Annotated in this window: 17 protein-coding genes; 10 read left to right on the top strand and 7 right to left on the bottom strand. The window is 43.2% G+C overall.

Annotated features, from left to right (window positions below; translation table 11 throughout):
• Nucleotides 1-3: 3 nt before the first annotated feature.
• Together F0261_RS03990 and F0261_RS03985 are read right to left on the bottom strand one after the other, a co-directional pair.
• Entirely contained in the window at nucleotides 4-1,242 is a 1,239-nt protein-coding gene (locus tag F0261_RS03990; protein WP_171337278.1) for a hypothetical protein, read from the bottom strand.
• Nucleotides 1,243-1,286: 44 nt separating this feature from the next.
• Nucleotides 1,287-3,317 (bottom strand): aminotransferase class I/II-fold pyridoxal phosphate-dependent enzyme, encoded by a 2,031-nt coding sequence (locus F0261_RS03985; protein ID WP_014979908.1) that lies wholly within the window; start codon nucleotides 3,315-3,317, stop codon nucleotides 1,287-1,289.
• Between the two features lie 349 nt (nucleotides 3,318-3,666).
• On the opposite strand from F0261_RS03985, the gene F0261_RS19860 reads away from it, so the two are divergent.
• The 3 genes from F0261_RS19860 (at nucleotide 3,667) to F0261_RS03970 (ending at nucleotide 4,838) form a co-directional block, all read left to right on the top strand.
• A complete protein-coding gene (locus F0261_RS19860; RefSeq protein WP_232306409.1) occupies nucleotides 3,667-3,867 on the top strand; it encodes a hypothetical protein in 201 nt (66 codons plus the stop codon).
• A 1-nt stretch (nucleotide 3,868) separates the two neighbouring features.
• On the top strand, nucleotides 3,869-4,075 hold the full coding sequence (locus F0261_RS03975; RefSeq protein WP_171337276.1) for a hypothetical protein: 207 nt from the start codon (nucleotides 3,869-3,871) through the stop codon (nucleotides 4,073-4,075).
• Between the two features lie 106 nt (nucleotides 4,076-4,181).
• A complete protein-coding gene (locus tag F0261_RS03970) occupies nucleotides 4,182-4,838 on the top strand; it encodes a crotonase/enoyl-CoA hydratase family protein (RefSeq protein WP_014979910.1) in 657 nt (218 codons plus the stop codon).
• Between the two features lie 58 nt (nucleotides 4,839-4,896).
• Here F0261_RS03970 and F0261_RS03965 read toward each other — a convergent pair whose 3' ends face one another.
• Complete coding sequence (locus F0261_RS03965) at nucleotides 4,897-5,412, bottom strand: DUF962 domain-containing protein (RefSeq protein ID WP_171337275.1); 516 nt, start codon at nucleotides 5,410-5,412, stop codon at nucleotides 4,897-4,899.
• A gap of 187 nt (nucleotides 5,413-5,599) precedes the next feature.
• On the opposite strand from F0261_RS03965, the gene F0261_RS03960 reads away from it, so the two are divergent.
• The 5 genes from F0261_RS03960 (at nucleotide 5,600) to F0261_RS03940 (ending at nucleotide 12,524) form a co-directional block, all read left to right on the top strand.
• Nucleotides 5,600-6,463 (top strand): META domain-containing protein, encoded by an 864-nt coding sequence (locus tag F0261_RS03960; RefSeq protein WP_171337274.1) that lies wholly within the window; start codon nucleotides 5,600-5,602, stop codon nucleotides 6,461-6,463.
• Between the two features lie 678 nt (nucleotides 6,464-7,141).
• A complete protein-coding gene (gene betB, locus F0261_RS03955; protein ID WP_171337273.1) occupies nucleotides 7,142-8,608 on the top strand; it encodes a betaine-aldehyde dehydrogenase in 1,467 nt (488 codons plus the stop codon).
• Nucleotides 8,609-8,626: 18 nt separating this feature from the next.
• The gene (gene betA / locus F0261_RS03950) at nucleotides 8,627-10,279 is read left to right on the top strand and encodes a choline dehydrogenase (protein WP_014979914.1); all 1,653 of its coding nucleotides are present in this window, start codon (nucleotides 8,627-8,629) and stop codon (nucleotides 10,277-10,279) included.
• A gap of 170 nt (nucleotides 10,280-10,449) precedes the next feature.
• On the top strand, nucleotides 10,450-11,667 hold the full coding sequence (locus tag F0261_RS03945) for a choline transporter (protein ID WP_014950283.1): 1,218 nt from the start codon (nucleotides 10,450-10,452) through the stop codon (nucleotides 11,665-11,667).
• Between the two features lie 134 nt (nucleotides 11,668-11,801).
• Nucleotides 11,802-12,524, top strand: coding sequence for a TorF family putative porin (locus F0261_RS03940; protein WP_014979915.1), 723 nt, complete (start codon nucleotides 11,802-11,804; stop codon nucleotides 12,522-12,524).
• Between the two features lie 15 nt (nucleotides 12,525-12,539).
• On the opposite strand, the gene F0261_RS03935 is transcribed toward F0261_RS03940, so the two are convergent.
• The 3 genes from F0261_RS03935 to soxR all read right to left on the bottom strand — a co-directional run bounded on the left by F0261_RS03935 (nucleotide 12,540) and on the right by soxR (nucleotide 17,204).
• Nucleotides 12,540-15,590 (bottom strand): diguanylate cyclase, encoded by a 3,051-nt coding sequence (locus tag F0261_RS03935; protein ID WP_014979916.1) that lies wholly within the window; start codon nucleotides 15,588-15,590, stop codon nucleotides 12,540-12,542.
• 135 nt (nucleotides 15,591-15,725) lie between these two features.
• A complete protein-coding gene (gene rlmF / locus F0261_RS03930; protein ID WP_014979917.1) occupies nucleotides 15,726-16,721 on the bottom strand; it encodes a 23S rRNA (adenine(1618)-N(6))-methyltransferase RlmF in 996 nt (331 codons plus the stop codon).
• Between the two features lie 6 nt (nucleotides 16,722-16,727).
• Nucleotides 16,728-17,204 carry a redox-sensitive transcriptional activator SoxR gene (soxR, locus tag F0261_RS03925; protein ID WP_014979918.1) on the bottom strand — a complete coding sequence of 159 codons (477 nt, stop codon included), beginning with the start codon at nucleotides 17,202-17,204 and terminating at the stop codon, nucleotides 16,728-16,730.
• Nucleotides 17,205-17,311: 107 nt separating this feature from the next.
• Here soxR and F0261_RS03920 point away from each other — a divergent pair, with 107 nt between their 5' ends.
• A complete protein-coding gene (locus tag F0261_RS03920) occupies nucleotides 17,312-17,692 on the top strand; it encodes a VOC family protein (protein ID WP_014979919.1) in 381 nt (126 codons plus the stop codon).
• A gap of 160 nt (nucleotides 17,693-17,852) precedes the next feature.
• Nucleotides 17,853-19,196 carry a M24 family metallopeptidase gene (locus F0261_RS03915; protein ID WP_171337272.1) on the top strand — a complete coding sequence of 448 codons (1,344 nt, stop codon included), beginning with the start codon at nucleotides 17,853-17,855 and terminating at the stop codon, nucleotides 19,194-19,196.
• 205 nt (nucleotides 19,197-19,401) lie between these two features.
• On the opposite strand, the gene F0261_RS03910 is transcribed toward F0261_RS03915, so the two are convergent.
• Nucleotides 19,402-19,869, bottom strand: coding sequence for a hypothetical protein (locus F0261_RS03910; protein WP_014979921.1), 468 nt, complete (start codon nucleotides 19,867-19,869; stop codon nucleotides 19,402-19,404).
• Between the last annotated feature and the right edge of the window lie 152 nt (nucleotides 19,870-20,021).

Below are 20,021 nucleotides of genomic sequence, written 5' to 3'. Positions count from 1 at the left end.
GAGTTACAACTCTGTTGGTTTACCAGACACATACATGGGTGAAATGTGGAAATCCATAGGCCCCATTTTCATTTCAGCGTTTTGCATGATAAACGCCTCATCCACTGTATAGTTGACTTTAAAACCTATGACGTCCGCAGTCAGTTTTAATAAGCCATTTTCAGTGCCATTTTTTTGCAACTCTGTAGCTGTCGCCTGGGTGGGGTCTGTGTCAGCATTCCACATATAATAGGTAGCCGACGTTTTATCTGATGCCGCAAGTTTTTGCGTTTCAAGATAGGCACCAAAGTTTGAAATAAACTCTCCAGTGAAAGCGAGTTCAGAAGAAATTGCCTTCCCTTGAATTTCACCTTCTAACACCCATTTATCGTCTGGCATAGAAACGCCCATCGCAGAACTTAATTCACTATTTTCTACTGCATACTGATAAGCGTTAATTAGCGTACCATCAGCCCGGCTCCAAGAGCGAACGCGAACATCAGTGGAGGCTACCGTGTTTTCGTCGACGGGTAATATTAACGACGTTGTCTCAACAATCTCCACATCGCCGTCGGCATCTTTTATAAACTTTTCCGACACTACTCCCACTAATTCGCCGTGCATTTTCATACCATTAATAGCGTGAAAGAAAGGCTGCGGGTTTGAGGATTTGTCTACGGCATTCACAAAAGAGGCAAACACGTCTTTAAATGTTTCTCGGTAGCCGACTTCATTGTGTAAACACACTTGAAGGCCATTTGCTGTTTCAGCAGACATCCCTTTGAGCAGGCCCGACACGCGCTGTTCAGGCTCACCAAGGTTGTACAGCAAGTTATAGGCGAAAACCGGTGTATCACCCATCGTTGACATATCTAAACTAAAATTAAACTGGCTATCGAGCACTTTCTCCTGTGCTTTTGAAATATTGGATACTGCATATTTCATCATATTCACAAGAGAGTTTGCTAAGCCGTCATAGTCTTGAAAAGCCCAGCATTCGACGGGAGACTCTGAACCAATATCAACGGTAAAATACCAATAGTCATCAATTGGTTTAGCTTCAGACCACGTACCAATGGCGGTTGCGTTGATAGGAAATACCGGTAGCGAGACTCGGGTGCGAGGCAAGTCCCTCGCCTCTTTCTTCAATGATGTATTAAACCACTCAGGTAACTGTTCGCTTGTTACATAATCGTTAGCGCTCAAGGGTGAAGCAGCAAGACCTGACATTAAGCCGCATACAAGCAAAGAACTTTTCATCATTTTTAATTCCTTTTAACTTTTAGGTTTTTATTTATTAGTTCAGTTTATTCTTCAGCGACAACATAAATTTCACCGTCGTAAATACCTTGGACGGTAAGCTTCTGGCTTGCCAGTGCCTGAAGGTAATCAATATGCGCTTGTTCCACTTTCTGTCCAGGAACAATAAGCGGAATACCAGGCGGATACGGTGTAATTAAACCTGCTGCTGTGCGTCCAACGCTGTTTTGCCATGGTATGGCTTCCCTGGGGCTGAAAAACGCTTTTGACGGAAGGTCGTCTAAATGAATTGGTGGAATGTCTGCCGGTAACGGGCTTTTGCTCTTGCGCTTGCTTAGGTTAACGGCGCCATCATCAAGACGTTTTAACGCGTTGTACAGCCTTACAATTTTAGAGCGCATTCCACCTAGCGTAAGCAGTACTAGAATAGTGCTATGAGTGAACTTCTCTATTTCTAAACCGACTTCGTCCATCAAGAAACGATGTATTTCTTGATTAGAGTAATCTAGCGCAGATACGTCAATTAAGATTTTAAGCGGGTCGTGCCCAATGTTATCGCTTTCAAAGTGAGAAAACATATTTGCAAAGTCACTAGGCGAGAGTATTTTAAGTCGCTTGAACTTGGCCATTTGCGATTTGAGTTCGGCAACATTGCTTAGAAGCTCATTAAGGATTTTGTAGCCTTCCATTTCCAGCTGCTGACGACATACATCAAGCGAGGCAATGAGTTGATACTTGGGCGAGGTACTGGTGTGAATTGCAAACACTTCTTTAAAGAAGTCTTTATCGAAATCTGGATCGTTTACATGAATAAAGGATGCTTGCGAGAACGCCGACACCACTTTGTGCGCAGAGTGAGTAATATAGTCTGCCCCAGCGGCGATAGCCGAGTAGTCACGCAATGCAGGGTGAAACAAGGAATACGCAAACCATGCTTCGTCAATGAACACTTTAATGCCATGCTCATGGGCTAAATTTACCACCTGCTTAAGATCGGTAAGTAACCCGTCATAGGTACAACCCGTCAGTACGATAAGTTTAGCGTCAGTATTTTCTTCAATAAGCTGCTTAATTTGCGCCATTCTAGGCGGTGAAAAAATACCATATTCAGGGTTAAATACACTGTCTAAATACACAGGCATGGCTCGCGCCTGAATAATGCCGTAGTGCACTGACTTGTGGCAGTTTCTGTCGGCAATAACTTTGTCGCCCTCACGCAACAGCGTCTGCAAAATAATTTTGTTTGATGTCGAAGAACCATTCGTGACGAAATAGGAATGGCGAACTTCAAATGTATTGGCAACAGCGGCTTGCGCTTTTCCGATCGCGTGGGTGCCATCTGATAAGGAGCCCAGCGAGTCTACGCTTACCGATAAGTCACTAACAAACACGTTACGGCCAAAGAAACGATAAAAATCACTAATGTAGGGTGAATTTCTAAAGCTTGCGCCACCGCTGTGACCTGGCGTATGCCACGAGTCGTTAGACTCTACCACATAGTCTTTATATTCAGTCCAAAACGGCGTTTCGTTTCTATCGTCAAAGTCATTGATGATATAACCCAAAATGGACTCTGGGTCTGAAATAATGTCGTTACGATAGAAGAATGATTCAATGCCATTGGCTTGGTTTACTATATCTAGCCCTTTTACTGCATCACCTAAGACATACACGGGAAGTTCAGGCCGAATGCGTTTAATGGCGTCGATAACTCTGGCGTTATTATCAATAACAGCGTTGCGTGCAGACGACCTTTCGGCTGTGGTTTTCTCGTTCGCGTTTTGTGAACTGACGCTTTCGGCTGCGGGGCTCGTATTTTCATTAAGTACGCCATTTAAAGGCACTACGTCTGTTAGCTCTTTAACCTTCGCCACCACATCCCAGCTAAATACCACAGCCTGAATGTCACCGTCTTCACGAACAAATTGCAGTGCTTTTGCAACGGAGTTCGCTTCAAGCAGGCTTATTTCAACGTCACTTCGGTCAAAGTAAGTGATGGTGTTGCCTATACTCGAGGTGATTTGTTCCAATAAATCAACAGCATCTTCTATAACAAGAATTTTTAAATGAGGGCGCATTAACCAACCATGTAATTAATAATGAGCATTTAGCGCTAGGCTAAAACTCGTAAAACTAAGAATCAATAAACTAAACATCGAAAAACTAAAAATAGTGTAACTCTGAATTTCACTGGTGTCGTGTAAACTCTTGCTATGTCGTAATAAAAGTGCGTAAACGAATTGGACGAGGGCTAAATCACGCATGCACACACCTTCCCTTCAGAACCAATTCCCACACGCTTATCTTTCAAAATCAACGGAGCACACGAAGAACCTACGAGAATTTCTACACTACGCGAAAAGTGTGCTCCCTTCTATTGCATCTACAAAGAAAAACGCCTGGCCAATACATCATGACCACTGCTTTATGCGGGTGATTTTAGACAATATTGTCGGCTGTGCGTGGTATGAGGTCATTCCCTCGCCGGCCTATAACAACCTGACCGACGAGCAAGCCAGCGCAGCATTAAACCTTGCCAAACAAATAGCCACTGAGAGTGTCTCGCTTCACGCACTCAACCAACGCTCGAAACAATGGCGCAATAAGCAGCTAAAACTGGAGTTTTAGTATGACAAAACGAACAACCATTAACGACGCAATTTTAATAGAGGATGGCCAAGACCTAGAGCGAAATGTGAAAGATAAACGTGCGCAATGGCGTGCTAATAACGCGAAAGCGCGTCGCAGACAACGCCGATATAAAAAGAAGCTTATTGCAGAACTTCCGCGAATTATCACCGATATTCATAGCACATATCCCGAAGATGAAGCCTAAAGCACTATCATAAAAGAAATCAATTACCTACAATCACTGCTAGAAAGTTGCGCTTAACAGAGCGTAACGTAAATTAATTCCTACTAAGAAAGTGACAGGACATACCATGGCGTTTAATTTAGCTATTAATAACGATATTGCAGTAATCACCTTTGACGACGGAAAAGTTAACGCCGTTGGCTTTGAGCTTATTCAGCAGTTTAACGATGCCTTAGATGAAGCAGAGCAAAACGCAAAAGCGGTTGTATTACACGGCGGTGAAGGCAAGTTTTGCGGCGGGTTTGATTTATCGGTAATGAAAGCCGACGACAAAGCAAAACAACACGAGTTGGTATCAAAAGGCGCTGAGTTAATCGTACGTCTTTATAGCTTCCCACTACCTGTTGTCGTTGCTGCTGAAGGTCACAGCATTGCAATGGGCGCTATTATGCTTTTAGCTGCCGACTTGCGTATTGGTAAAGACGCAGATACTAAATATGGGCTTAATGAAACCGCCATTGGTATGGTGCTGCCGCCTTTCGGTATGGAGCTAGCCAAAGCTAGACTAGCGAATACGTCTCAAACTGAAGCATTGCTTTTTTCACGTATTTACCAAGGTAAAGAAGCAGTGAAAGCGGGCTTTATCGACGCCGCGGTGCCTCAAGAGCAGGTTTTAGCAACGGCCATGGGTTATGCAGAAAAGTTGAAGATGTTGCCTAGACAGTCTTTTGCTGAATCTAAGCTTCAGTTGCGTAAAGAGACAATAGCCAAGATGCAAGCCTAGGCCCTAGTTTGTAATAACGCGTTGAGAGTGGTTATTTCAACGCGTTGTTTAGAAGTGATTACTTTACAGGGCCAGAACGGCGTTCTATCTCTTCCTTAAGTGCACTTCGAAGGCCTAGCTCAAAACTTAATTCCGCAAGCACAAATAGTGGTCCTATCGCCAGCCCCATTATGTCGTCGACAAACGCAGGCTTTTTACCCTCATAGTGATGACCAATAAATTGAAGCACCCAACCACCAATAAAAATACCAAGTGAAATAGCAAGCCATGTTCCCACTTCATTCTGTGCGATGGGTTGAGCGAAATAGACCATAGCCCCCGTAAAAAGCGTCATCACTATGCCAAGTTTTATATCTAACTTAATGTAAAACGCATTACCAATTGCCCAAACAAAGAGCGCTGGGCTTATGATCATATCTCCAAAAATTGGCGCGCTAACTAGAAACGCAGGCTTACTTAGTAGACAGAAAACCGAGAAAACAATTAGCGGAATACCGACATAATGGGTGTATATGTTTCTTTGATCTCTGTGGTACTTGGCGTACTCACTCAAGTGCTGTTCTAAATTTTTCATACTGCGTCACCCATAAGTTATATCAAGGTGTTAGTTTACTCCGTTCATTCGCTTACGAACTGTCGTTTTGACGACAAAGCGGAGGTATAGTTGTGCTCTTCGTTCTATTTGAGCTCAACGATTAAAGATGAACTTAGTTGGCTATCGCGAATCATAGTGAAATTGATTAAAAACAATTGGAGTTTTCATGACTTACAGGAAGTACCTTTGGGCTTTGACAGGTTCTGCGCTTCTTTCTTTAACAGCGTGCAGCTCGGTCTCCTCTCTCTATTCAAATGAAAGTGAAGGTAGTGAAAAGCATACCGAAGGCAAACCACTTACGTTAGCGGATAGTCATTGGCAGGTTGAAAGTATAGACCGAGCAGGAATTATCGATTTCAGCCATGTTACGCTTAACGTAAATTCAATCGGAGACACTAGCAGAGTAAGCGGCAGTACAGGTTGTAATCAGTTTACCGGAGCGCTAGATGTTGATGAAGCCGATACGGTATTTAGTGATAAAAGCTCAGCTGAATCCTTTTCCACTGATAAGCTCATTCTCACTAAAAAGTCATGTGCGCCTGCACTGATGAAACAAGAGCAACGCTTCATCGAAATGTTGGCCGCATCGGCAAGTTATTCGATAGTGGAAAATACTTGGTTGGTGCTTTACGACAGTAGTGGCAATGAAACGATTAGAGCGATTGCCGCACAGATTTCTCAATCGACGACAAACAAATCGGCAAGTACGACAAAAAGTAATGTAGATACGAAATTGTCTGACCAAACTTCATCGCAAAAACAAGATGTGGTTGGCTCAAATGAACAAGAGTCGAATAAAACGTACAAATGTGAAACGCCTAATGCCAATCTCGCTACATTACGTGTAAATACGCTGGGGCCTGACACATTGGCCTTATCATTAAACAATACCCATCACATTGTGCAGTTATCACGTTCAGCATCGGGGGCAAAATACACCAACAACAAGAATGTAGTGTTTTGGAATAAAGGGGATGTTGCTACCCTATCGATCAACTCAGGTTATTACCATTGCAGTTTAAGCACCTAAACCGAAATCGACGTTTACTTGTCGGTTTTAGGCTTAGTCTCTACCTTAATATTTATCTCACATGATGAAAGGGCCTCAGCTGCCCTTTTAACTTCTCTTTTCAACACTATCAAATTGCTTAGAGCAATTGCTTTTGGCCCCTCAAGATTAACCCTTACCTCCAACTCAATTAGTTTCAGTTAAACATTTCCGCACCTTTAATTGGTCAATCAAAAGTGAATTAAGCATGGGGATAGCTAATTCTTTATATATTTAATGTTTGCACTTTTACTATTTAAAATCATTTAGTTACCAGAAAATTTCGCAGGTTACTCCTTACCATTCCGCTTCTGTAACAATGCTCACAAGTTGAAACAATAGTTAGAACACTATACAATTTATTTTTATTGAACGACCAATTAAAATAAAAGCATCAGTAAAAAGACGTTCGACATTACGTTTTAAAACCTTCAATAATGCGTATTGGGCGCAGTAGGTAATGATGTTTTTTACAGGGTGACTTTTACAAAGCGAAAGTGTTCTATTCGAGCAAGTCAACAACTCAATAGAGAAAATAGTTTCAACACTATTCATCATTTTGAAACTATTTCTACGTATTAGGTATTCGTAATAGAAGTTAATTCGCAGTACCCGCAAATTGGCGAAAGTTTTAGTCCTTTTAAAAGTAGGAGTTTATGCATGTCATTACCGACTTATCAGAATTTCATTCACGGCAAGCCGATGGCAAACAAAAGCAAAGAAACCTTTGCTGTAACCAACCCCGCAACCGGTGAGGTAATTTACCACGTAGAAGTGGCTGATGAGTTTATTCAACAAGAAGCAATTAAAAGCGCTAAAGAAGGTTTTTCAGTGTGGTCAGCAATGATGCCAATTGAAAGAACCCGCATTCTTAATAAAGCGGTTGCATTGCTTCGTGGGCGTAATGACGAACTCGCAAAGCTTGAAGTACTCGATACCGGTAAGCCTATTCAAGAAGCCGACTGTGTTGATATTGAAACTGGCGCTGATGTCATTGAGTACTATGCCGGCCTAGCTCCTACTCAACTAGGTACCCAGCAACCTGTGGGTGGCGATTTCTTCTACACGCGCAAAGAAGCGCTAGGTATCTGTGCCGGTATTGGCGCATGGAACTACCCTATTCAAATCGCTTGCTGGAAATCAGGCCCTGCCCTTGCCGCAGGTAATGCGTTTATATTTAAGCCGTCAGAAGAAACCCCAATGGGTGCGCTTAAACTGGCTGAAATTTTCACCGAAGCTGGCGTACCTGACGGCGTATTTAATGTGGTTCAAGGCGCAGCACAAGTAGGTCAGTGGCTTACAAACAGCCCTGACATAGAGAAAGTATCGTTTACTGGTGAAGTAGGCACAGGTAAAAAAGTGATGCAAAGCGCCGCTGCGTCGAACTTAAAAGACGTAACAATGGAGCTTGGCGGGAAGTCACCGCTTGTAGTATTCGAAGATGCCGACATTAGCCAAGCTATTAGCGCCGCTATGCTTGGTAATTTTTATACCCAAGGTGAAATCTGCACTAACTGCACCCGTGTTTACGTTCAACGTTCTGTTTATCAAGCCTTTATTGATGAGCTTAAAGCCCGTACCGAAAACAACATTGTTATGGGCGATCCGCTTGACCCCAACGTAAACCTAGGCGCACTTATTTCTAAAAAGCACCAAGAGCTGGTACTTAGCTATATTGCAAAAGGAAAAGAAGAAGGCGCAACGCTGTTAACCGGCGGGAACGCTGCCTCTCCGGCATCTGCACCAAATGGCTATTTTGTTGAGCCAACAATTTTCACTGACTGCACTGACGATATGACTATCGTTAAAGAAGAGATCTTCGGACCAGTAATGAGCGTGTTAGTTTTCGATGATGAAGACGAAGTGATCGCACGCGCGAATGACACTGAGCTAGGTTTAGCTGCCGGTGTATTTAGTAAGGATATCCAGCGCGCGCACCGCGTTATCCACCAGCTTCAAGCCGGTATTTGCTGGATAAATGCATATGGTAACTCTCCGGCTGAAATGCCTGTAGGCGGCTACAAACAGTCTGGCATTGGACGTGAAAACGGCGTTGAAACGCTTAATAGCTACACACAGACCAAATCGGTTTATGTAGGTATGAGCCAAATTGAGAGCCCGTTTTAAGCCGCAGTAGGAGTACATATGCAGACATTTGATTACATTATTGTTGGAGCTGGTTCTGCCGGCTGCGTGCTAGCGAACCGCTTATCAGAAAACCCAAAGCACAAGGTGTTGCTACTGGAAACCGGTGGCTCAGATAAAAGCATTTTCATCAAGATGCCAACGGCGCTGTCTATTCCTATGAATACCGACAAGTATGCGTGGCAATTCAACACTGAAAAAGAGCCCTATTTAAACAACCGTGAAATGCACTGCCCACGCGGTAAAGTGTTGGGCGGCTCGTCATCCATTAACGGAATGGTATACGTACGCGGCCACGCTAAAGACTTTGATGAATGGGAAGCTCACGGCGCAGAGGGCTGGAATTATCAGGCGTGCCTACCCTATTTCCAAAAAGCTGAAACCTGGTACAAAGGTAACGACGCTTACCGAGGTGGCAATGGTGAACTCGGCGTTAACAACGGTAACGAAATGAAGAACCCGCTTTATACGGCCTTCATTAAAGCCGGCGAACAGGCGGGCTACGACATCACTAGCGATTACAATGGCAAGCAGCAAGAAGGCTTCGGCTCTATGCATATGACCGTGAAAGACGGTGTACGCAGTTCGGCAAGCCGTGAATATCTTGACCCGGTAAAATCGCGTAAGAATTTAACTATAGTGACTGGCGCGCTGGTTACTAAAGTCGTGCTGGAAGATAAAGTCGCAAAAGGCGTTGAATATGTGGTGAACGGTAAAACCGAAACTGCCGCCGCATCTAACGAAGTGATTTTAAGTGCCGGCTCTATTGGCTCGCCACACATCCTGCAACTTTCTGGAATTGGCGACAAAGATATTCTTGAAAAAGCAGGTGTCGATGTTAAACACCACCTGCCGGGTGTGGGTCAAAACCTGCAAGATCATTTGGAATTTTATTTCCAGTACAAGTGCAAACAACCAATAACGTTAAACCGCAAACTGGGCTTAATTTCAAAAGGGTTGATCGGCGCTCGCTGGTTGTTAAACCGTTCTGGGTTAGGCGCTACGAATCACTTTGAATCTTGCGCCTTCATTCGCTCGAAAGCAGATGTGGAGTGGCCTGACATTCAGTACCACTTCTTGCCTGCCGCTATTCGATACGACGGAAAGTCCGCGTTTGATGGCGATGGCTTTCAAGTACACGTAGGTCACAACAAACCTAAAAGTAGAGGTAGCGTAACCCTTCAGTCGGCTAACCCGACGGTTCCACCTAAAATTTTGTTTAACTATTTGCAGCATCCAGATGATATCGAAGGGTTTAGAGCATGCGTAAGACTTACACGAGAAATCATCGCACAGTCAGCATTCGACGACTTCAGAGACGGCGAAATTCAGCCTGGCGAGCACATTCAGACGGATGAAGAAATAGACGCTTTTGTGCGTGAAGCCGTTGAGAGCGCTTACCATCCATCATGCTCTTGCAAAATGGGTGAAGATGAGATGGCAGTGGTAGATTCTCAAACCAATGTTCATGGCATTGAAGGATTGCGAGTGGTTGATTCTTCTATCTTCCCCACAATTCCAAACGGAAACCTAAATGCGCCAACCATCATGGTGGCGGAAAAGGCGGCAGACATCATTCTGGGTCAACCCGCTTTGCCACCACAAAATGTGCCCGTGGATATTCACCCGCATTGGCAAACAGAGCAACGCTAAATTTTTGAACTATCTCGCACCAGTGTGCTTGTTGTTAAAACAAGCGCACCTTCCACAGTGCCTACATGCCGCCTTGAATATAAGGCTTTAATGTGTAGTTGGGTGGGCTGTTTAATAACGAAAAAAAGGAAAAAACATGTTTCATTTTTATCAATATTGGGAGGGTGATAATGACAGTATGGCTTAGTGCAGGCATTATTTTCACTCTACTTTCTGTAGCCTATATTTTGTTTAAATGGGGCAACATGAAAGTGGTCGGCGTAACGCCAGTTAGAACCTTTACCTTTATTGCCATTCTCTTTACCTCAGGTTTGGACGTGGGCCTTATTATGTTCCCGCTCACTGAATTTGCTGGTTATGCTGACATAAGCGCAAGTCCTGAATATGCCTTCACCAATCCGCTCGCCATTGAGTTTGGGTTCTGGGGATTCTTAATTTGGGGATTCTACTTTCTTACTTGTTTTTATTTCTGCGTAATCGAACCGAAAGTAAAGTTCTTCGAGCTTCCCGTTGTTAAGTTCGTAAACAACGTTGTAATCATCGGAACCTGTGCTTTCACGGCGTTTCTATTACTGTCTAACCTTCCGTGGTATTTACCGTCGATAGGCGACGGAGAATCTGTAGTGCCTGCGTTCTACCTGATTGTGTTTGCAGCCATTGCTTTTGCCGTATATTCGAGCACTAGCATTAAATACGTGCGTATTTTAAGCCTTACCACAACTTGGGTATTTATCGCTCTCATTGTTGGCATGTGGGCGGCAGCATTTGTATTTGGCGAAAGTGAGATAACGGCTTATTTTACCAACCTAGGTCTTATTGGCGGGTACTTTGCGAACATCGATAACTTCGTATTACCCATTAATGAGTATCACGAGTTCTATCTATTCTGGTGGTTCAGCTGGAGCATCATGATTGGTCAGTTTACGTCTCGTTTCGTGGGCGGTCTTAAAACTTATCAAGTCATGTTGGCTATGATGGTCATTCCATCTATTCCCATTGCGGCTTGGTTTTCAGTACTGTACCACTATCACAGTGCAGGTATTCCTACTGAAGGGATAACCAATTTAGCCATGGTGTGTGTGGGTGTCGTCTTTGTGATCAACTCACTTGATTCACTGATTAGACTGTACACAGATAATCTAAACATGACCGTTGAACGCATCGGTAAAGGCAATTACATTGCTCTCAATATCGTGGCGCTTTCGTTACTCACGCTGCTGTTCAAACTAGACTTCTTGCAAATTCAGTGGGTGGGTGCGTTAGTTATCGCTATCTTCTTTAGCTGCTTTGCTTTCATTCTAAGTCAGAAGTTTAAATCGGTGACGGCCATCAAAACATCGCCGAAAGAAAACAAAATCGACTTTACCAAGATAGAAAATCTTAACTAATCAAATCACATCCTACCTCATTAACATTGGCTCACTTTGAGCCAATGGGGGTAAGTGTTGCCCGAAACCGGCGTAAACGCGCATTAACTAGCAAGCGGGCCAAATAAAACAACGATAAAAACAGGTGTTTAACAATGAAAAAATTGAATTCTTTTTTTACATCCACGCATATTTTCACAGTGGCTATTGTCGCAGCGTTATATTCTTCAGCTTCATTCGCTGATTGGAGCGCCAATATCTCTGCGGTTTCAGATTATACCTTCAACGGCGTTAGCCAAACGCAAAACGACCCTGCACTACAAGGCGGTGTTGATAAAGCATTTGATAACGGCACTTATGCAGGCACGTGGGCATCTAATGTAGATTTTGGTGGCGATACAAACCTTGAATGGGATTTTTACGTGGGTCGTTACCAAATGCTAACCGAAACGGTGAGTTTGGACTACGGCATCGCTTATTACTCTTATCACGGTGGCGATGATTCAAGTGATGGCAATTACCCAGAGGTGTATACCAAGTTTGGTTATGCCAGTGACTACGGTAGCTCAGAACTAAACTTCTGGTACACGTGGGATTACTTTGGAACAGGCGCAAAACACGCTATCGCAATGGTAGCTCATACCTTTGAACTCGCCCCCAACCATCATTTACGTGCAAGCTTTGACGTATCTAACTCACTAGACAGTGACAAGTGGCTGTGGAATGGTGATGACACCTCTTTCTACCACTACCGTTTGGCTTACCAAACAAGCTATGAAGGGTTCGATTTCGAAATTGCTGCTGAAAACACCAATCTTGATTTTGATACCGCCGATGAGCGCATTGTATTTGGTGTATCAAAAACCTTCAGCTTCTAAACCAATAGGTTCGCCCTAAGCTTCGCTTTTATTTTCTAGCGATGTAGAAAGCAATAGACCTTTATTTGCAGCGTTGGAAAGGCCATCTACACTCCAGTCTGTCCACGCTGCCATCTCTTTAGATGCATTGATAAAAACAGTGGTATTTCGACCATTATTTTTCGCTTGATACAATGCCCAGTCCGCAATCAAAATGGCATGTTCCCAAACCCTGGAATCTAGCTGGCAGTCATCCCAAGGAAGCTTGGTTGCTCCTATTGACATTGAAATAGGCTCGGGCAGTTCCAGTACATGGTGAAGCGGCGCTATAGACTTATGAAGTCGCTTGTTAAACTCATCAATATCACTTGAGTTTATTGAAGGAACAACCAACAGAAATTCTTCTCCACCCCACCTAATTAATCGGTCAGTATTTCGACTGACTGTACGTAAAGCTTGACCAACGTGATGTAGTGCGCTGTCCCCCTTGTCGTGACCATACGTATCATTTAATTGCTTAAAGTTGTCTAAGTCGATGAGAAAAATAGCGCACACCTCATTAATGGCAACTGACGCCTTTTTCTGTTCAGTTTTCACATTTACTGTATCTAAGATCTTTGGTACGAAACGTTTCACCGCTCTTCTGTTATATAAACCAGTTAACGGGTCGGTAATTGCGGCCTCTTCTAGCGCTTTATTTTTCTCTTGAAGTTCACTGTTTACGCGTTCGAAAGCTACAGTACGTTCATTGACTCTCGCTTCAAGTATCTCATTTCGTCGTCTATAAGAGGCAATACGTAGGCGGTAGGTCACATAAACAATGACAAGTATCAAAAAGGTCCCTACTAATTTTGCCCATGTAGCCTCCCACCAATTTGGCTCTACATAGAGTATTATGGTATCTCCAGGTAGCCAATCCTCGCCATTGGTTCTAGACTGGACATCAAATACGGTCTCGCCCGCCGACAACTTGGCCAAAAAAGCCTCTTCCCGTAAACCGGAATATATCCAATCACTGTCATCTAAACGATATCGGTACTCTGGAACAAACTCTGCCGCAAAAATGGGATGAGAAAAAATAATTTCAGCATTTCTCTTTTTGTTCAGGTTTATTCGATTACTATTGCTATTTTCTCTCTTGCCATCGATATAAACTCCAGTAATGGTAGTTCGCGCCGCCGACTCATGGCTTTCACTTTTTTGAACCGCGACTACACCGTTTAATGTCGGCAAATATAGGGTGTCTTTAAATACAATAGATCTCAAATTACCCGCGCCATTACAACACCGTAAATCAGCTCGCGCGCTAAAAGTGCCGTCATCTCGCAGAACAACCGTGCTTTTCAATTGTGTATTACTAATGTCATCTATTTCAACATAAGCAATGCCACTTGCACCACTCAACCAGAGCTTATCATCACGCCTAGTAACGCTAAAAAGATCTTGAAAAGCTAACCCGTTCTTAATGTTGAACGAGCGCCATTGCTTGGTTTCATCAAGCATCATCAAGCCTTGTCCATAAGTTCCAACAAATAGCCTTCCATCAATTAATTCAAGCAATGAAGAAACAAATACACTCGACCCACTTAATAACTCAATTTTTCGCCATTTATCTTCTTTTCGGCTAAACAGTCCTGATTCTGTGCCTACCCATAACACACCATCCTTTGCTTTTAAGATACTGCGAACTGATTGATTTTCAAATATGGGTATATGTTTGAAATCATTACCGTTAAATTTGAAAAGGCCTTTTGTCGTCGCCACATAAAGCGCATCCTCTCCTTGATATAAAGTATTTACTTGAAGTTCGGAGAATTCAGGGATAGCGTCAAACTGTGCTGTCCCTTTTCGCTCCCTAAACAGTCCTCTTCGAGTTCCAATCCAGAGCTCACCATCACTTTCAAAGACGCTGTAAGCATCGTTACCTGCGATTGCCCCTGGAGGAACTATCAGCGGCCAACTATCTTTTGAATCGTTAATAAACACGCCTTTATTAGTTGCGGCATATAAGCGATTTTCACGAGAAAAAAATGACCAAATACGAGCGCTGGATATATCTTGCGTAGGTGCTACGCGCCTTACGTTCGTGCTCCAATAAATAATCAATCCATGAGTTTTGGTTCCTAGAAACCACGTTTCTTCGTCGTTGAGCAGCACGCTATTGTCGAGTAAAAAGCGATTATCTATGGAGGGTGATAAGCGATGGAGAGTTGGCTTTGCCCGTGGCTTGATATCTAAAAGCTTGCCATTGTCTGAAACTGCAACAACACCACCACCATGAGTGCTAAACAGGCTTTTAATTCTACCTTCGCCACTTGCTGACATCACGTTGAAACGACAGGTTTCAAAAGATAATTTAAAGCGATAAATTTTTTTATCTTTGTGTATATAGGCTGTATCTCCTTGAACTAACAAACGTTCTGCATTGGCAAAATTGCCAATAGGATAGCGGCAAACTTCTTGAACAGATGATGCAATACGCGTCTGCAGCAACTCACCTTGCGTTGTTAGCAACCACAACTGATGCGCGTCGTAATATGAGTGTATAATCGAATCATTTGCGTAGTCATGAGCCTTTGCTTGGGCACCTTGAAGTGACCACAGTGAATCAGTAACTACCCACACCTTGCTCTTGGCACCTGCAATAACTTGCTTTATTGGTTTATCGTCAAAATAAACGTTATGTGCCTCAAATTTACCATCATCGAAGCTCACTAGCCCAACGCCTGTCACTACCCAAAGTCGACCCGTATCGTCAAGAAACAAGCCATGGATCCAATTTGAACCTAGCTCGGGAGTGTTAATGGTATTGAAGAACTCAAACTTACGTCCATCGAATCGAGTAAGTCCATTCTCAGTGCCAAGCCACACAAAGCCATTCTTATCCTTAACTATTGCTTTTATGGATATTTGAGGCAGCCCCTTTGCAGATACATATTGACCGACATCATAGGTTGGTACACCAGCCACGCTCCACTGTTCAACCCGATAACTTTCAGCTGCAGCATCAGTGTTTGAAAAGCCCGAAAGTATGATAAAAGGATATAAAAAAGCGATATTGAATAGTGAAAAGAAAAGGTTTTTCATTGAGCCTCAGAAAAAACAGATAAAGACGCCTGGAGCTGGAATTTCATAACGATGGAGCCGTGTTACTTCGAAACATGCCAATACCACAATAGTTGTTCACATCACACACTCTGTCAAATCAACATTCGTATGAAACTAGCGAGAAAAAGTCCACGCAACAAAACGACTCAATTTACTTCCCTGCCCCATATCAATCACTTTACACTGCGCAGCGCCGTAATAATCAATACTGGTTTTAATTGGTTTCAAATGGGCACTCTTCGACACCAAGCAGGTGAACCATTCTACATTGTCTTTTACAGAGACACTCTCTTTAACCATGCGCTGAATAAAGGCAAGTTCACCCCCTTCGCACCACAGTTCATTCGCTTGGCCCGCAAAATTTAAGTTTGCGTCCTTACCTTGGTAAGCGGCATTTTTACCTTGTAGCTTGGATGTACGATGCCCAAAACCTTGCTCATGATTATCGGTGAACTTTGTACCACTTCGTTTCTGTTTATTACGGGTTAAATTAGATGTCTTCCTTCGCGTGCCTGACAGTGCCTCTTGCGCAGACTTATGAAACGGAGGATTGCACATAGTAAACGTAAATCGTTCGTTTGCTTCAATCACCCCGTTGAAAATACTTGCTCTATTCGCTTGTTTACGCACTTGGAATTTATGGGCTAACACACTATTTTTACTAGCAATAGCTTTAGCACTTTTTACTGCGACGTCGTCAACGTCACTCCCTACGAACGACCAGTCATAGGATGTAACGCCGATAATAGGATAGATAGCATTTGCGCCCACGCCTATATCAAGCCCACGAACGTTTTGATCTTTCCCCTGTTGCCTCTGCTCACCCTGCGCACTGCTGCTCGTTGATTTTAGTAAATCAGCAATACCGTGGATATAATCTGCTCTTCCAGGTACAGGGGGGCATAAGTAGCCATCAGGAATATCCCAATATTCAAGGCGGTAGTAGTGATGAAGTAAGGCCGAATTAAGCACCTTCACCGCTTTTGGGCTGGTGAAATCTATACTGGTATTGCCGCTTTTAGCACGAACGAGAAAAGACTTGAGCGCTGGGTATGTCTGGCACAGCGTATCCATAGGATAGCCGTTCTTGTGAAGATTTTTTGGGTGCATGAAGCGCTACTTTTTGTGTGAAACTAAGAACTGGGATTGCACGTTTTCATCGAGCAACTGGGCACCGCTACCTTGGGCTGCCACTTTATCGTCGGTATTGTAAAGCCTACAGCGGTCTAATGACAAACACCCACAGCCAATACAGCCTTCTAACGACGTCTTCAAACTGGTCAGCGCTGCAATTTTTGCTTCGATATGCTGATTAAATACCGTGCTTAATTTTGCCCAATCAGCTTGTGTTGGCGTTCTGTTGTCTGGAAGTGTAGACAACAGATTCTTTATCTCAGAAAGGGAATACCCCATATTTTGCGCAATCAAAATAAAGGAAACTCTGCGAATGACAGAGCGAGGAAATGCTCTATTTCCGCCATTTGTGCGCACAGAAGGAATTAGCCCTTCGTTGGCATAATAGCGAATTAATGAAACAGCATTGCCAGTACGTTTAGCAATAAAGCCAATGCTTACCATAGGTTCTGGTGCCATAACGCCCCCTTTTCCAATTTCGAAATAGCGGGTAAAAAACGCTTGATCTAAAGTTAGCTTTAGATATTAAGCTGTTTTTCGTTGATTATCTACACAAGGAAAAACACATGACAACTGCATACTTAGAGCACGCGAATATCACCGTTGAAAACCCAGATGAGCTAGCCAGCTTACTTTGTACGCTATTTGGTTGGAAAGTACGGTGGAGCGGCGGCGCCAAAAATGACGGCTACACGGTGCACGTAGGAAACGATAAAGACTACCTAGCCCTTTACAGACCTAAAACTATCAATGATATAGAAAGCGATTATAAAACCCTCGCCAATATCAACCACATCGGTATTGTTGTGCCTAATTTAGACGAAACAGAGCAGCAGGTTTTGGCACTTAATTTCAATACTTTTAACCATGGCGATTATGAACCAGGTAGACGCTTTTATTTCATGGCTCAGCAAAACATAGAGATTGAAGTCGTTTCATATAACTAGGGCTATCAGGTGATACGCCTAGCTGAACTTTCAAATTTAGTGTTAGATTAACGTTACCTCACTCGTGCGCGTTTTACTTTGTATTTTTCTTTGCTAGGTTTGTTTACTAAAAATGAACGCGCACTGTGGTCATTTTAATAATAATAGACAGGAAACATTGATGAGAAAGTTACTAGCGATAAGTTTAGGTTTAGCAATGTTATCCCTATCGGCAAACGCATGGGCGAATAACATTCTTAGTATGAAACAGCGAAGCGAGCTGATTGACAAGATCACCGTTGAACGCTTCAATTCCGTGCTGCCCCAAATTATGGAGCGTGAAGGCATCGACATGTGGGTGTTAATGTCCCGGGAATACAACGAAGATCCCGTTTTAAAAACCATGTTACCTTCTACTTGGATTTCCGCACGACGTCATACCATGCTAGTCATTTATAACCCCGGCAATGGTCAACCGCTAGAACGTTTGGCCGTTGCAAGATATGCGGTAGGATCACTATTTAAAAAAGCGTGGGATAAGGAAGCACAACCCGACCAGTGGGAGGCATTGAAACACATTATCGAAGCCCGGAATCCCGCTAAAATTGCCATTAATACGTCTGATTCATTTGCACTCGCTGATGGCATGACCTCTACCGAGCACAACAAATTTATGGCCGTACTTCCTGAAGCGCTGAAAAGCCGCGTTGTAAGTGGCGAAAGACTCTCAATCGGTTGGCTGGAAACGCGCAGTGACCTTGAAATGCAATATTATCCGGTACTTACTCAAATTGGTCATTCACTGATAGCAACGGCATTTTCAAATGAAGTTATAACCCCTAACGTGACAACTACAGACGATGTGGTGTGGTGGCTGCGTGATCAAACGCGCGCTTTAGGGCTGACCAACTGGTTTCATCCTACTGTCTCAATTCAACGTAAAGACAGTGAAGTCTTCGACCAAATTACCGCGTTTAGCAAGCGTCCTGGTGAAAACATCATTCGGCCGGGCGATCTCATTCATGTCGATTTCGGCATTACTTACCTTCGACTTAATACTGATCAACAGCAGCATGCTTACGTGTTAAAGCCTGGTGAAAAAGACGCGCCAGCTTCACTTAAGGAAGCACTTAAATCTGGAAACCAGTTGCAGGACATTCTGGTCGGTAATTTTAAAGTAGGCAGAACAGGTAACACTATTTTGAGTATGTCGCGACAGCAGGCTATCGAACAAGGCATTACGCCCGCTATTTACACCCACCCGCTTGGTTTTCATGGGCACGCGGCAGGTCCAACGATAGGAATGTGGGATGCACAGGAAGGAGTACCAGTTCAAGGTGACTATCCAGTGTTTGCACAGACGGCTTATTCGATAGAACTCAATGCAGCAAGCTTTATTAAAGAGTGGAACAAAGAAATTAGAATTATGCTGGAAGAAGATGCATTTTTTGACGGTCAGTCAGTAACCTATTTAGATGGCAGGCAAACTGAGTTTCATTTGATTCATTCAGATGAAAACCAATAACTATAGGTGGAGCGTTACTCCTATTTTAAGGCCTATACGAAATTAAAAAAACTGAACGGTGCGGCTAAAGGTTGGCCGATGCGAGAAGACTTACGTAGAATTAAATCAAGCGAAACGTAAAGTGTCAGGCCTTTCGCCCTTTCAAGCGAAAGGCCATGAAACTGTACTAAATATTAGCAGTAGGTTGCTATCCTAAAACGCAGTCTTATTCAGCAGCAGTGCGAACAACTACGTTCTCTACACTGTATTCGCGAACAAAATCAGACATTGTTTTGTGGTTACAAATAATGTTCTCACCTTCCAAACCAAACTTCGCTAGTGCCGCTTCTTTACCTACTGAAAGCGCTTCTAGACAAGCCTGTGACGCAACATCTTGGTTTTTAGCAACAAGTGCTACAGTTTTCGCGTTTTCAGTCGCCTTGTTGTTTTTGTACATGTAAGCAAAAGTGCGAAGTGATTCGCCGTTGCAACGTACAGATGCACTGAACTCTTCTGCGTTAAAACCTTTTGAACGGATAAGACGCAATGCAGGACCAAAACCATCTTCAGCAGCAGTTAAACATGCTTGTGTTTCGATGTTGTCGTTAATTGGCTTTAGTACCACATCTTTTGCGAAAGATTGAGTGGCAGCAACAGATAGTGTTAGAGCGATTGCGAAAGTAGACAGTTTCATTTTTGAATTCCTATTTTGTAACTAAATTAGATATCACCTGAGTGATGAATACATTATGAACAATACTTTCAAAAAATAAAGCATTTTTGTAATTTAATTACAGAAATAGCAAAATAAACAGACAGATCACGACAAAACTGAAAGTTATTTAC

Origin of the sequence: Alteromonas sp. 07-89-2 (assembly GCF_013113925.1) — a bacterium.
GTDB classification, from domain to species: Bacteria; Pseudomonadota; Gammaproteobacteria; order Enterobacterales; family Alteromonadaceae; genus Alteromonas; species Alteromonas macleodii.
This window is presented reverse-complemented; position numbering and strand designations above follow the sequence as displayed.

Coding starts and splice junctions, on each gene's coding strand:
- F0261_RS03965 (WP_171337275.1), bottom strand. CDS start 5,412: ATGAAAAATTTAGAACAGCACTTGAGTGAGTACGCCAAGTACCACAGA.
- F0261_RS03935 (WP_014979916.1), bottom strand. CDS start 15,590: ATGAAAAACCTTTTCTTTTCACTATTCAATATCGCTTTTTTATATCCT.
- F0261_RS03990 (WP_171337278.1), bottom strand. CDS start 1,242: ATGATGAAAAGTTCTTTGCTTGTATGCGGCTTAATGTCAGGTCTTGCT.
- rlmF (WP_014979917.1), bottom strand. CDS start 16,721: ATGCACCCAAAAAATCTTCACAAGAACGGCTATCCTATGGATACGCTG.
- F0261_RS03960 (WP_171337274.1), top strand. CDS start 5,600: ATGACTTACAGGAAGTACCTTTGGGCTTTGACAGGTTCTGCGCTTCTT.
- F0261_RS03915 (WP_171337272.1), top strand. CDS start 17,853: ATGAGAAAGTTACTAGCGATAAGTTTAGGTTTAGCAATGTTATCCCTA.
- F0261_RS03975 (WP_171337276.1), top strand. CDS start 3,869: ATGACAAAACGAACAACCATTAACGACGCAATTTTAATAGAGGATGGC.
- F0261_RS03970 (WP_014979910.1), top strand. CDS start 4,182: ATGGCGTTTAATTTAGCTATTAATAACGATATTGCAGTAATCACCTTT.
- betB (WP_171337273.1), top strand. CDS start 7,142: ATGTCATTACCGACTTATCAGAATTTCATTCACGGCAAGCCGATGGCA.
- betA (WP_014979914.1), top strand. CDS start 8,627: ATGCAGACATTTGATTACATTATTGTTGGAGCTGGTTCTGCCGGCTGC.
- F0261_RS03945 (WP_014950283.1), top strand. CDS start 10,450: ATGACAGTATGGCTTAGTGCAGGCATTATTTTCACTCTACTTTCTGTA.
- F0261_RS03910 (WP_014979921.1), bottom strand. CDS start 19,869: ATGAAACTGTCTACTTTCGCAATCGCTCTAACACTATCTGTTGCTGCC.
- F0261_RS03985 (WP_014979908.1), bottom strand. CDS start 3,317: ATGCGCCCTCATTTAAAAATTCTTGTTATAGAAGATGCTGTTGATTTA.
- F0261_RS03940 (WP_014979915.1), top strand. CDS start 11,802: ATGAAAAAATTGAATTCTTTTTTTACATCCACGCATATTTTCACAGTG.
- F0261_RS19860 (WP_232306409.1), top strand. CDS start 3,667: ATGCGGGTGATTTTAGACAATATTGTCGGCTGTGCGTGGTATGAGGTC.
- soxR (WP_014979918.1), bottom strand. CDS start 17,204: ATGGCACCAGAACCTATGGTAAGCATTGGCTTTATTGCTAAACGTACT.
- F0261_RS03920 (WP_014979919.1), top strand. CDS start 17,312: ATGACAACTGCATACTTAGAGCACGCGAATATCACCGTTGAAAACCCA.